The organism is Clostridium sp. YIM B02555 (genome assembly GCF_022320955.1).
In the GTDB taxonomy this organism is placed as follows: Bacteria; Bacillota; Clostridia; order Clostridiales; family Clostridiaceae; genus Clostridium; species Clostridium saccharoperbutylacetonicum.
The window spans coordinates 71,211-84,000 of the sequence record NZ_JAKJJY010000016.1 but is presented as its reverse complement, the minus strand read 5'-3'; the positions used below and the strand labels follow the sequence as shown (position 1 = coordinate 84,000).

The 12,790-nt window shown below is 29.0% G+C and carries 13 protein-coding genes and 1 other annotated feature; of the genes, 4 read left to right on the top strand and 9 right to left on the bottom strand.

The features are described from left to right. Positions 1-125: 125 nt before the first annotated feature. Entirely contained in the window at positions 126-1,343 is a 1,218-nt protein-coding gene (locus L3B98_RS19650; RefSeq protein ID WP_238917937.1) for a 6-phosphofructokinase, read from the bottom strand. A 271-nt stretch (positions 1,344-1,614) separates the two neighbouring features. Between L3B98_RS19650 and L3B98_RS19645 the strand changes: the two genes are divergently transcribed. Continuing rightward, complete coding sequence (locus tag L3B98_RS19645; RefSeq protein WP_238917936.1) at positions 1,615-2,166, top strand: manganese efflux pump; 552 nt, start codon at positions 1,615-1,617, stop codon at positions 2,164-2,166. A 73-nt stretch (positions 2,167-2,239) separates the two neighbouring features. Further along, complete coding sequence (locus L3B98_RS19640; RefSeq protein ID WP_015395185.1) at positions 2,240-2,653, top strand: Fur family transcriptional regulator; 414 nt, start codon at positions 2,240-2,242, stop codon at positions 2,651-2,653. Between the two features lie 75 nt (positions 2,654-2,728). On the opposite strand, the gene L3B98_RS19635 is transcribed toward L3B98_RS19640, so the two are convergent. The 5 genes from L3B98_RS19635 to cysK form a co-directional block, all read right to left on the bottom strand. Then, positions 2,729-3,634 (bottom strand): D-alanine--D-alanine ligase, encoded by a 906-nt coding sequence (locus L3B98_RS19635; protein ID WP_238917935.1) that lies wholly within the window; start codon positions 3,632-3,634, stop codon positions 2,729-2,731. A 448-nt stretch (positions 3,635-4,082) separates the two neighbouring features. After that, positions 4,083-4,709: an endonuclease III gene (nth, locus tag L3B98_RS19630; RefSeq protein WP_026106316.1), complete on the bottom strand. Its 627-nt coding sequence runs from the start codon at positions 4,707-4,709 to the stop codon at positions 4,083-4,085. A 17-nt stretch (positions 4,710-4,726) separates the two neighbouring features. Further along, the gene (locus L3B98_RS19625) at positions 4,727-5,431 is read right to left on the bottom strand and encodes a lysophospholipid acyltransferase family protein (protein WP_015395188.1); all 705 of its coding nucleotides are present in this window, start codon (positions 5,429-5,431) and stop codon (positions 4,727-4,729) included. 202 nt (positions 5,432-5,633) lie between these two features. After that, positions 5,634-6,221, bottom strand: coding sequence for a serine O-acetyltransferase EpsC (gene epsC / locus L3B98_RS19620; protein ID WP_015395189.1), 588 nt, complete (start codon positions 6,219-6,221; stop codon positions 5,634-5,636). A gap of 145 nt (positions 6,222-6,366) precedes the next feature. Then, positions 6,367-7,278, bottom strand: coding sequence for a cysteine synthase A (gene cysK / locus L3B98_RS19615; protein WP_077366246.1), 912 nt, complete (start codon positions 7,276-7,278; stop codon positions 6,367-6,369). Positions 7,279-7,359: 81 nt separating this feature from the next. After that, positions 7,360-7,592 (bottom strand) — a binding site (T-box leader). Between the two features lie 214 nt (positions 7,593-7,806). On the opposite strand from cysK, the gene L3B98_RS19610 reads away from it, so the two are divergent. Further along, a complete protein-coding gene (locus L3B98_RS19610) occupies positions 7,807-9,834 on the top strand; it encodes a YgiQ family radical SAM protein (RefSeq protein ID WP_238917934.1) in 2,028 nt (675 codons plus the stop codon). A 113-nt stretch (positions 9,835-9,947) separates the two neighbouring features. On the opposite strand, the gene L3B98_RS19605 is transcribed toward L3B98_RS19610, so the two are convergent. After that, on the bottom strand, positions 9,948-10,604 hold the full coding sequence (locus L3B98_RS19605; protein WP_238917933.1) for a hypothetical protein: 657 nt from the start codon (positions 10,602-10,604) through the stop codon (positions 9,948-9,950). A 51-nt stretch (positions 10,605-10,655) separates the two neighbouring features. Next, positions 10,656-11,534, bottom strand: a complete 879-nt coding sequence (locus tag L3B98_RS19600; protein ID WP_015395194.1) for a YegS/Rv2252/BmrU family lipid kinase — start codon at positions 11,532-11,534, stop codon at positions 10,656-10,658. Positions 11,535-11,807: 273 nt separating this feature from the next. Between L3B98_RS19600 and pssA the strand changes: the two genes are divergently transcribed. Then, entirely contained in the window at positions 11,808-12,329 is a 522-nt protein-coding gene (gene pssA / locus L3B98_RS19595) for a CDP-diacylglycerol--serine O-phosphatidyltransferase (protein WP_015395195.1), read from the top strand. A gap of 67 nt (positions 12,330-12,396) precedes the next feature. On the opposite strand, the gene L3B98_RS19590 is transcribed toward pssA, so the two are convergent. Beyond that, positions 12,397-12,741, bottom strand: coding sequence for a hypothetical protein (locus L3B98_RS19590; RefSeq protein WP_015395196.1), 345 nt, complete (start codon positions 12,739-12,741; stop codon positions 12,397-12,399). Between the last annotated feature and the right edge of the window lie 49 nt (positions 12,742-12,790).

Below are 12,790 nucleotides of genomic sequence, written 5' to 3'. Positions count from 1 at the left end.
ATGACTAACAGCTTTAAGTTAACCCTTACTTTAAAAATATTATTAGTTTTTTATCCGGGATGCAATAATAAATTTTTTTAATTATTACATCCCACTATAGTTATATTATTAGGAAGCTTTTTATATTATTGATTAAACACTTTATACTTTGGAAGATTACCCTCAAATGTTAATTTAGGAGACTTATTTATTAATGGTTCAAAATAAGCATATGCTTCTTCATTTATAAAATTTCCTTCCTTATTAATCCACTCTGTTGGGAAGTATCTTACATTATTTGCCACCCTTTCAGCTTCAACTAAGGAATAATATGCATTATATAATTCGTTATCTTCTCTATTAATGCTCACCATTTTTCCTGTTTCACCTTGAACTGCAAATTTTAAAGCCATTTTTCCTGCATTAAATGCTTCTGTTATGTCTGTATCTGAGGCACAATGCATTGCACATCGCTGTAATACACTCAATTCTAGTGATTTAACTCTCTTAGTGATTCCTGCTTCAAGAATTAATCTTTTCAAATAATCTGAAACTCCTCCCAATTGAGCATGACCAAAATTATCCTGTGCTGAACAATTTAATTCTGAAATAAACTTACCGTCTTTATCTTTAATCCCCTCTGATACTACTATATATACCTTATTCTGCTCTTCAAATTTTTTTCTAACATCCTTTAAAAATTTATATCTATCAAAAGAAGCTTCTGGAAGATAAATGAAATCTGCAACAGGTTTATCATGTAATCTTGCAATACATGTTGAAGCTGCAAGCCATCCAGTATCTCTTCCCATTGTTTCTAATATAAATATCCCATTATTAATGTATACAGAGGCATCTAAATATGTCTCAATTGCTGTCGTACCAATAAACTTTGCAGCACTTCCAAAACCTGGGGTATGATCTGTAAACATCAAATCATTATCAATAGTTTTAGGAATTCCCATAAATGTTATTCCGACATTATTTTTCTTTGCATATTTTGAAAGTTTAGCAATGGTATCCATTGAATCATTTCCACCAACATAAAAAAATGATGTTATATTATATTCTTTAAGAATTTCTATTAATCTTTCATATTCTTCACTAGAATTCTCTAAATCTTTTAATTTATATCTGCAAGACCCAAGACCAGAAGATGGAGTAAATCTAAAATGATTTATCTCTTCATCTGAAACTGCTGACAAATCAATTATGTTTCTATTTAATATCCCTTCAATACCATTTAAGCCACCATATACTTTTTCAAAAGCTTTTGATTCCTTATTAGCATGTAAAAGTCCCACTACACTTGAATTAATTACTGCAGTTGGACCTCCTGATTGGGCTATTATACAATTTGACATAAATGTTCCTCCTTATTTGCTACACCAAATGTTTTAATTGTGATATACTATTTAACTATCGTTATACACTATTTAATAATATACAATAAAAAACGTATTAAATAAAGACTTTTTTTTTATTTTTTTGCATATATTTAAAAAAGTTAACTATATATATTGCAAAAAGAATTGTTAAACACTTAAAGATTTCCGTAGGAAATCAACATTTAATGATGATTTATAATTGCAATATGTATTATAAAATAGTCTATTATTTTAAGGAGAAGGTTAAATGAATTTATTTGATGTTACTTTAATAGGAATTGCACTTGCTATGGATGCTTTTGGCATAACTCTAGGAATTGGTTTAAATTCATTAATTAACAAAAAGCATAAATTGAAATTTATATTATCTTTTGCATTTTTTCAATTTTTACTTACATATCTAGGTGGAAGCTTAGGTTATTTATTCGATACTTATATTGCCACTATTCCTTCCATTGCTGGTGGTATAATAATGGGTATTGTAGGTATACTTATTATCGTAGATAGTTTTAAAGCAAAGAAAAATGAAATTTTAACGAAAAATAGCACTTGTGTAATTCTTGGATTATCTGTTAGTATAGATGCTTTAGTTATTGGTTTTACAGCATTTCATGAAATTGCAAGTAATTTATTGCTTTGCGTTGATTCCATTTTAATTGGATTAATAACCTTATTTATTTGCACCTTAGGATTTTTTATCTGCAGATATATTAAAAAGTTGAAATTTATAACCACATATGCTAATTTTTTCGCAGGAATTGTTCTTATATTTTTTGGTTTTAAAATGATATTTTTTTAGTTTTATATTTTTGAACAGCTATATTTATATGTGATATAATGTAATTAATATTTACCTGTTAGGAGATATAAAAATGGAACCAAATGAAATTCTAAAAAGGAATGGGATTAAAATCACCCAAGGAAGAGTTGAAATTTTAAATATTCTAACAAATTCTGAAAATAGCTTGTCTGCTGAAAAAATATATCATATTTACAGAAACAATAACATAAATATTAATTTAAGCACGGTCTACCGAACATTAGAATTATTCGAAGAAAAAGGACTTACAGAAAAGATAACTCTTAATGATGGAGTATTTTCATATAAATTAAAAAAAGAAACCCATAGACATCATTTGCAATGTGATATATGCCATAAAGAAGTTGAAATTCCATGCCCAATGCTTCAAATACAGGAAATGGTTCAAAATTCAACAGGCTTTACTTTAACAGATCATGATTTAGTTATGAAAGGTGTTTGTAAAGATTGTAAAAAGAAACTCTGATTAAATAAAACTTAAAGGTGATCTTTTATGTTGCAGTAACATAAAAGATCACCTTTTACTTTAAATTTTATCCTATTATCTTACTATTTTCATCGAATCTTGTATAATCATATCAATAAGCTTAGAAAAATCTATATTTAGTGCAGCTGCACTTTTAGGAATCAAACTATTTTTAGTCATTCCTGGAAGTGTATTTACTTCTAGTATATATGGAACGCCTTCTTCTGTAACTATCATATCTACTCTAGAATAAACCTCGCATTTCGATGCTTTATAGGTTTCTAGTGCCATCTTCTCAACTTCTTCATGTAGTTTTCTTTCTAACTCGACTACAACTTCCTGTGCTCCGCCATCCTCATATTTTGATGTAAAATCAAAAAATTCTGCATTTGGCCTTATAGCAATTACCGGAAGCATCTTATCTCCATACACAGGACAAGTTATTTCATCACCTTTAATGAATTTTTCTATCATAACTTCATTGTCCCATTTAAAGGCTTCTTCTACACTTTTTTCTATATCTTTCTCTTCTTTTACAATAAATGTAGCTACACTTGATCCCCCATGAGTTGGCTTAACCACAACAGGATACCCTAATTTATTTATTTGATTATAGTCTATAGAATCATTTTTCCTCAAATTAATCCATGGTGCAGTTCTAATTCCAGCAGCCACTAAAATAGACTTAGATACATCCTTATCCATACACATAGCACTGCTTAATGGTCCACAGCCTGAATATGGTATTCCCAAAGTTTGAAGTACTGATTGAACAGTTCCATCCTCACCAAATTGACCATGTAATGCTAAAAGTGCAAAATCAATTTCTTTAGTTTTGTTTATGATATCTTCTTTTTTATCTATGACAATAGGTAATACCTCATATTTATTCTTATCTATATTTTCTATTATAGAATTTCCACTTTTTAATGATATTTCTCTTTCTGATGATATACCACCCATTATAACTCCAATTTTCATTGATTCCCTCCAAAAATAATTAATTCTAATTTATAATAAGATTATTTAGCTTACTTGCTAACTTATATTTTAATTTTAATAAATTAATTTTCAAAATAAAAGAACCACAAAGCCTTTTAATTTCACTCTATGTGGTTCACTTAATACATAATTATTTACCTTCATATAGATATCCAAAGCGAGAATTAGACTTATGCAACAATTACCGAAATCAGATACATTTATCTTCCACAGGACTAGTGAAATTTTCGCTGGAAGGTTCTAAATGGCGGCTTGTCGTCATTTTAGCGTGTCCCAGATGTAAAATTTGGACAAGCTGTAAATAAAACAAGCCCCCATTAAGAACCATCATCAGCTCAATTTCACATGCCTGCTTCCAGAAAAATGTATCTAATTTCTAGTGTAGTGTTACGATTGTGCATGTATATTCCATTTATAAGTTTGATTATTAATTTGGATATCTATACTTACATAATGTATTTAATGGACATTCACTACATTTCGGGTTTCTAGCAACACAACATCTTCTACCATGAAAAATTAAAAGATGATGCATTAGAGTCCATTCTTTTTTAGGTAGCTCTTTTTGTAGTTGTTTCTCCACCTCTAAAACATTATTTGAATTAGCTAAATCTAATCTATTAGATACTCGAAATACATGAGTATCTACTGCTATGGATGGCACATTAAATGCATTTGAAAGTACAACATTTGCTGTCTTTCTTCCTGCACCTGCAAGAGATGTGATTTCTTCCATAGTTTTTGGAACTTCTCCATTAAATTTTTCTTTTAATTGATTAAACATTAATATTAAATTCTTGGACTTATTTCTATATAATCCTATTTGTTTTATACGTTCTTCAAGTTCATCATTTGTAATAGTTAAAAAAGCATCTAAATCTGGATAATCCTTAAATAAATCCTTTGTAACTTCATTTACTTTTTTATCAGTAGTTTGAGCAGATAATATTGTAGCTACAAGTAATTGGAGTGGTGTTTCATAGTTCAATTCACATTTTGCATCAGGATATGCTTTTTTTAAAATATCTACAATTTTTTTCGTCCTTGCCTTCATAACCATTTATAGTCTCCTTATTTATAAACTCCTCTATATCTTTCTGGTAGAAGATTTGCTATACCTCTCATTAAGATATCCATACATCTATTATCATATTCATGTTTATCTTCTTCTTTTTCTTTTTCAGGAAATACTATTTTATCACCTATATTTATAACAATATCTGCTTCATGCCACTTTTCAGAACCCATATTTCCATTTTCACTAATAGGAAGTAATATATCTGTGCCCGACATGCCAATTGGAATTATTTCTGCTTTCGCCATTCTTGCAAAAAGTAAAATTCCTTTTCTGCCTTCAATCATAGCACCTGTCCTACTCCTAGTTCCTTCTGGAAATATCAAAATATCATTTCCAGCCTTAAGTGCTTTAACAACCTTAGTTATTGCTTCTTTATCAGCTGAGTTAGGCTTAATTGGTATATTTTTAACTATCTTAGTTCCTAATTGTGTTATTGGATCATCTGATAATTTTACGCCTGCAACAAAATAAGGATCACTTTTTTCTTTTAATACACGCTCTAAAACTAATCCATCTGAATTGCTTAAGTGATTACATACAAATATTCTTGGCTTATTAACCTTATCAATCTTTTCCATTCCATTTATTTTTATATTCGCATATTTCTTTATATAATTATCAACTATTATATTGGCAATTTTTATTACAAAACTTTCTGGTAACATCTTAATTATAGCAACTGTAATTGGTGATAACATCTTTTCGACCTCTCTTCAAGCGCAAATATTTAATGATCAATTGTCAATGATCAATTGTCAACTTTCAATTATTATCAATATACATTATATATTTTTTAATATATCTATGCAAATGCCAATAAATATTTATCTTTTTCAAAAGAAAAGGTGTGAAAATAAACCTTTATAGTTTCTCCTTTCACACCTCAATCTTCTCCATTATTTAAATAACCATTTCATTAAAAATCTTCTTCTTGCGTCCTTTTATATCATTAATTTCAATTATAGTTGAAGTTGGAAATCTCTCTATATTTTTAGCTGCATTTCCTATTGCCGTAGCTTTAGGAGGAACATTTTTTACTACAACCGCATTAGCTCCTATTTTAGCTCCTTTTCCTATAGTAATAGGTCCAAGCACTTTGGCTCCTGTTCCTATTAACACATCATCTTCAACTGTTGGATGCCTTTTGCCTTTATCTTTTCCAGTCCCACCTAATGTTACCCCATGATAAATAGTAACATTATCTCCAATCTCAGCTGTTTCACCGATTACTACTCCCATTCCATGATCTATAAATAGCCCCTTTCCTATTTGAGCTCCTGGATGAATTTCTATTCCAGTTGTAAATCTTGATAATTGAGAAAGCAATCTAGCTAAAAAGTATCTTTTTTTCAAATAAAGGAAATGAGCCATCCTATATGATATTAATGCATGAATGCATGGATATAATAACAGTACTTCTAATTTACTTTTAGCTGCTGGATCTTCCTTTAATACTCTTTCTAAATCATAATTTAGTTTCTTAAACACAGCTTATTCTCCTTTTTAGTAGTTTTTAATAAAGTCTTTCACAATCTAAAATCATTGATTGATAAATTCTTCTAAAACCCTAACTAAACTTCTACTCACGACTCTCATATTTATTATAGAGAATATTCTATTATATGTGAGTTAATTAATCATATAATCCCATTGATATATATTTTTCTCCACCATCTGGAGCAACAGCTAATACTTTTTTACCTTTTCCAAGTTTCTTTGCTACTTCTATAGCTGCGTATATTGCTGCTCCTGAAGATATTCCTACCAATATTCCTTCTCTTTCAGCTACTGCCTTTGCAGTGGTAAATGCATCTTCATCTTTTACAGGAATTATTTCATCGGTATAATCATTTTCATAAACACCTGGAACAAACCCTGCACCAATTCCTTGAATTTTGTGGCCACCTGGATTTCCCCCACTTAAAACTGGTGAATTAGCTGGTTCAACTGCAATTATTTTAATGTTAGAATTTTTCTTCTTTAAATTCTTCCCAACACCAACAATTGTTCCACCACTTCCAACTCCTGCTATAAATACATCTAGATCTGGTATATCCTTAAATATTTCTTCAGCTGTTGTTGCAAAATGTTTTTCTGGATTTGCAATATTTTCAAATTGTTGTGGAATAAAGAATCCATCTTCACTTCCTATTTCTATCGCCTTTTCTATAGCACCCTTCATTCCTTTTGCACCTTCTGTTAATACAAGGTTTGCACCATAAGCTTTAATTAAATCTCTTCTCTCTTTACTCATTGTTTCTGGCATTACAATTGTTACATTATAGCCTTTTAATTTACCAATAAGAGCAAGTGCTATTCCAGTATTTCCACTTGTAGGCTCTACTATTGTTGCTCCTGGCTTCAATACTCCTTCTTTTTCAGCTTTTTCAATCATTCCAAGAGCTGCTCTATCTTTAACACTTCCACCTGGATTGAATTTTTCAAGCTTTACATATATATCTGCAATATTTTCATCCTTAATCAAATTACTAAGCTTCAAAATAGGTGTATTTCCAATCAATTGTAATACTCCATCATAAATCATATTAATATCCTCCTCAAATTTACATAATCCATATTGTTCATTTAGTAAAAAAATATAAAAAAACTCCATCTTCTATAAACATATAGAGACGAAGTAACATTCGCGGTTCCACTCTAATTGGATTTTTACTAATCCCACTCAATTCAAGCACTTAAATATGCTATATCACTATAACGGGTGAATCCGGAGAATCTTACTATATTCAGACTTCAACTCCAAAGGGCACTTCACACAAATTACTGCTAAAAAGTTCTCATCTCTCTTTTCTCTCTGTAAACTTCCTTTATGCTACTTTCCTTTTTCATAGTTTTTAATTCTTACTGTTTTGATAGGGTTTATATAATAATTATAGTCTATATAAAAAAAAAGTCAACATTTTTTGATTGCTTATCAATAAAATGATTAATTTTTTCTTAGAAATTTCTCCAGAATTTTATCCTTAAATTATTTATTATTAATTTGTAATGTATCTATGGTTATGATAATATACATTAAGAATAAATTTTGTAGAATTGGAGTTATTAATATATGAAACTTTGCAAGGAATTTTTACCTATTAGTAGAGAGGACTTAGAAAAAAGAAAAATTGAACAGTTGGATTTTATTATTGTTTCCGGTGATGCATATGTGGATCATCCCTCTTTTGGTACTGCTATAATAGGTAGAACCCTTGAAGCCCAAGGTTTTACTGTTGGTATTATAGCTCAGCCAAATTGGCATGACTGTGAAGATTTTAAGAGACTAGGTAAGCCCAAGTATGGCTTTTTAGTTAATTCAGGAAATATAGATTCAATGGTTAATCACTACACTGCTGCAAAGAGAATAAGACACGAAGATTTATACTCTCCTGGTGGTGAAGCTGGCCATAGACCAGATAGAGCACTTATTGTTTATTGTAATAGAATAAGAGAAGCCTACAAAGACACTGCTATAGCAATTGGTGGTATAGAAGCAAGTCTTAGACGTTTTGCTCACTATGACTACTGGGATAACAAAGTTAGGAGAAGTATTCTTGTAGATGCAAAAGCTGATTTATTAATGTATGGTATGGGTGAAAAAACTATAATTCAAATTGCTGATTTATTAAGATATGGAGCTAATATTAAGAATGTCACTACTGTACGTGGAACCTGTTACTTAACTAAAGACATTTCTAATATTAAAGATGCAGTTACAGTTCCTTCATTTGAAGAAGTGTCTACTGATAAAAAAGCTTATGGAAAAGCTTATAAATTAGAATACTATGAACAAGATTCTATAAATGGTAGGACTATAATTCAACAATATGGAGATAGATACTTAGTTCAAAACCCACCTCAAGAGGATTTAACTCAAGCTGAAATGGATATGACCTACGATTTACCGTATACAAGAACCTATCATCCAATATATGAAGCAAAAGGTGGGATTCCGGCAATAACAGAAGTTGAATTTTCAATAACAAGCCATAGAGGCTGCTTTGGTTCCTGTTCTTTCTGTGCCTTAACCTTTCACCAAGGAAGAGTTATTCAAAACAGAGGACAAGAATCAATTATTGAAGAAGCAAAACTATTAACAACTCTGCCTAACTTTAAAGGATATATACATGATGTTGGGGGACCTACTGCAAACTTTAGGCATAGAGCCTGCAAAAAGCAAATAGAGCATGGTACTTGTAAAAATAAGCAATGTATGTTCCCTAGTCCTTGTAAAAATTTAATAATAGATCATACTGAATATCTTTCATTATTAAAGAAAGTAAGAAAACTTCCTGGAATAAAAAAAGTTTTTGTCCGTTCCGGAATTAGATATGATTATCTTATACATGATAAAAATGATTCTTTCTTCAAAGAACTATGCGAACATCACATTAGTGGTCAATTAAAAGTTGCTCCTGAGCATGTTGTTCCAAGAGTATTAAATCAAATGGGTAAACCTACAAGAGATGTTTATGATAGATTTGTTAATAAGTATTTTCAAATAAATGAAAAGCTTGATAAGAAACAATTTTTAGTTCCTTATTTAATGTCTTCTCATCCAGGTTCAGATTTAAATGCTGCAATAGAACTTGCCCAGTATATAAAGCAAATGGGCTATACTCCAGAACAGGTACAAGATTTCTATCCTACTCCTGGAAGTCTTTCAACTACAATTTATTATACTGGAGTTAATCCTCTAACTGGAGAAGAAGTTTATGTGCCAAAAACTCCAGAAGAAAAAGAAATGCAAAGAGCTTTAATTCAATTTGCTGTACCAAAAAATCATCAAAAAGTAAAAAAAGCTTTAGTTAAAGCCCATAGGGAAGATTTAATTGGTAATGGAAAAGATTGCTTGATAGGTTTTGCTCCTGGTAAGCTTGGTTATCAAGGGAAGAATAAAACTACTAGTAAAACAAATAATAATTCTGATAAAAATAGCACTAGAACTTCAAATAAAAAATCAGATAGTATTAAAAATAGTAAATCTAAAAATGCATCAAGTACTCAATCAAAGAATAATTTGAATAGAAATGATAGAAATACAAAGAACCAAAATTCTTCACATAAAAATGGAAATGGCAAAAAAAGAGTCCATTAGTTCAGAGATTTTGATTTAACTCTTAAACTAAAATCCCCCCCTTATAATTAGTATTTATAAGGGGGCTATTTTTGCACATTCTTTAGCTTAATACTCGCTAACTATAAATTAATTTATTTTTTTAAAGCCGTAGGTTTAAAACTACTCAATACAAAATTCATAATCATTAAAAACAACATTTCCCCTATAACCGAATATGGGAAAATTTTAACTCCACCTAGAATAATAATATCTTCAATCATAACTATTGAAATTGCAATAATTATAAACCATATACCTTTTTTGTTAGCGTAAGGCCTATCTAACAAGATTACATTTAAAATAAGTAATATTCCAAGTAAAATTAAAGAAAATAAAAATAAATTTGTACTTTTATCTATTTCCAATATAAAACCATAGGAATAACTTACTTGTACAGTTACCTTAGATATATAAATTATTACTCCATAAATAGCACTAACTAATGCTGCAATAACATAACTGCCTCCAAAATTTAAAGTTTCTGATCTTAAATATACATAGGTTATTGCAAGTACAATAAGTGGAATTGTTAAATGATTTAAAAATATTATTGATTTTAAATAATATGTTATATTACTGTTCTTAAGTATGCATAAAAGAAATAATGCTATATGTCTTAACAAAAATAATGTAACTACTATAGTTAAGTAAATTTTTATTTTCTTTGGTGAAACTTCTAAATTCTTTTTAATAATTGAAATTGCTAAAAAAATTATAAGTAACAAAAACAAATAATATGCAAAGTTCACAACGCCCTCTCCAATCCACAGTTCTGTTACTTATATTTATTATAATTTATCCTATTTTATACCTAAAAGTTTAATTCCGCCTTTAATACATTGAATTCTTACAGGGAAATCTGGTCCTCTTTCTCCATCTATATCTGTAACAATATCTTCAGATGATTCAATGTATACATCATCTGTTCTAAAGTAAACAACCTTATCTGAATCTAAATGTTCTCCTCTTAAAAGCTTTATAAATAGAGGTAAAATTTCTATTACTTGTATTGCCTTAAATACTATTACATCTAGCTTTCCATCTGTAATCTCAGCTTCTGTAGCCAAATTAAGATTTCCAGCAGTTTTTCCATTAAAAACTAACAGTAAATACATTTCACCATCATATTCACATTCTTTTGAAGATACTTTTACTTTTAATTTTCTAAAATTAGGAAGTTCTTCTATTCCCTTTAGATAATATGCTATTTTTCCCATTGTGTTTTTCAAGTTCTCATCTATTTTTTGAGATATATCAGTAAAAAGCCCTGAACTTGCTACATTTATGAAATACTTGTCATTTATCTTACCAATATCCACAGCAACTGGTTTTGATTCTAATATTTGTTTACATGCTTCTTCAATATCTTTAGGCATGTTTATAAATTTTCCAAAATCATTAGCTGTTCCAACTGGTAATATTCCTATTGGTATATTTATATCTTTGTTTTTCATAGCATTTACTACAGAATCAACAGTTCCATCACCGCCAGCAACCAAAACATAGTTATAAGTTTCATCAATTATATCTAGGGCTTCTTCTAAATCTCTCCCTTTTTGAATTCTATATGGAACAATTGTTAAGCCTGCTTCCTGATGTAATCTAATAACATTATCCAGTTCGCCTATTATGCTATTTTCTCCTGAGTATGGGTTGTATATGAATCTTACCTTTTTCATAAATAAACCTACCTCCACTAAATTTCTTAATTAATATTTTATAATAAAATTATTTTATTAATAGTTATCTTAATAAATCGAGTTATAATATTATTTCAAAAAAATTACACATATACTACTTATGTGCTAAATTTGATTATAGCATTCTACTAATTTAATGTCGATACAAAACACACTAAAATTTGCTAAAATTAATTTATGTCTTATATTATTTATATTTTTATGCTATAATAAATATTTGTAAGTATTTTTTATAATTTTAGGAGTGATATTATGAGGAAAAGTTGTATTCCTAATGTATTTACCTTTATTAATTTGTCTTGCGGAATTATATCTATATTATCAGCAATGAATGATAACTATCCATTAGCAGGTGCTTTTATCTTATTAGCTGGATTAGTTGATAGATATGATGGAAGAATAGCTCGTTTTTTAGATGTATCTAGTGATTTGGGGAAAGAATTGGATTCATTGGCTGACTTGGTTTCTTTTGGTGTAGCACCATCTATATTAGTATATATATTATTTAATCTTAATACCTTTGGTCCTAATGGATTATTAGGTTATATAGTTTTACTATTATTCCCAATCTGTGGTGCATATAGGTTGGCAAGATTTAATACTACTGATTTTGATGGTTCTTTTACAGGCGTTCCTATAACAATTGTAGGGTGTTTTATGGCACTTTTTTCATTACTTAACTTAAATACAAAAGCGCCAGTTTATCTTGTTGTAATTTTAATGTTAATAGGTTCGTATTTAATGGTATCTAAACTTAAATTGAAGAAATTCTAAATATTAGATTTTTTCTTCAAAAAAACTCTGTCCTTAACCAGGCAGAGTTTTTTATTTTCTAATTATTTTACTCTTCTCTTTGAGAATTTTGAAAATTTAATTCATTATCTATCTCAGTAAATATCTTATCCTTTTCTGTGCTACTAATAATATAATCATTTTTAATATTACAGTATTTCAAATAAGATACCTCACACTTATCTAATGTATCTATTAATTTATCAATTAATTCTCCAACTTCTTCAACTCTATCCAACGCTTTTTTGACATCACTTTTTTTTGCCAAATTAATACCATATAGTTCTGACGCACTGGCTATAAGCAATCTATAGGAGTCTACATAGTTCTTCAATAATCCACTTATATTATCTATATCTTCATATTGCTTTTTTACTAAATCATCAAATTTCATAATTAATTCCTTATAAATTTATTACAATTTTGTTTTCTAGTTAGGTTCC

What these genes read in the sequence shown, in the direction of transcription:
- L3B98_RS19600 (WP_015395194.1), bottom strand. Translation starts at nt 11,534, where the DNA reads ATGAAAAAGGTAAGATTCATATACAACCCATACTCAGGAGAAAATAGC.
- L3B98_RS19590 (WP_015395196.1), bottom strand. Translation starts at nt 12,741, where the DNA reads ATGAAATTTGATGATTTAGTAAAAAAGCAATATGAAGATATAGATAAT.
- L3B98_RS19635 (WP_238917935.1), bottom strand. Translation starts at nt 3,634, where the DNA reads ATGAAAATTGGAGTTATAATGGGTGGTATATCATCAGAAAGAGAAATA.
- L3B98_RS19645 (WP_238917936.1), top strand. Translation starts at nt 1,615, where the DNA reads ATGAATTTATTTGATGTTACTTTAATAGGAATTGCACTTGCTATGGAT.
- cysK (WP_077366246.1), bottom strand. Translation starts at nt 7,278, where the DNA reads ATGATTTATGATGGAGTATTACAATTGATTGGAAATACACCTATTTTG.
- pssA (WP_015395195.1), top strand. Translation starts at nt 11,808, where the DNA reads ATGAGGAAAAGTTGTATTCCTAATGTATTTACCTTTATTAATTTGTCT.
- L3B98_RS19610 (WP_238917934.1), top strand. Translation starts at nt 7,807, where the DNA reads ATGAAACTTTGCAAGGAATTTTTACCTATTAGTAGAGAGGACTTAGAA.
- L3B98_RS19650 (WP_238917937.1), bottom strand. Translation starts at nt 1,343, where the DNA reads ATGTCAAATTGTATAATAGCCCAATCAGGAGGTCCAACTGCAGTAATT.
- L3B98_RS19625 (WP_015395188.1), bottom strand. Translation starts at nt 5,431, where the DNA reads ATGTTATCACCAATTACAGTTGCTATAATTAAGATGTTACCAGAAAGT.
- L3B98_RS19640 (WP_015395185.1), top strand. Translation starts at nt 2,240, where the DNA reads ATGGAACCAAATGAAATTCTAAAAAGGAATGGGATTAAAATCACCCAA.
- nth (WP_026106316.1), bottom strand. Translation starts at nt 4,709, where the DNA reads ATGAAGGCAAGGACGAAAAAAATTGTAGATATTTTAAAAAAAGCATAT.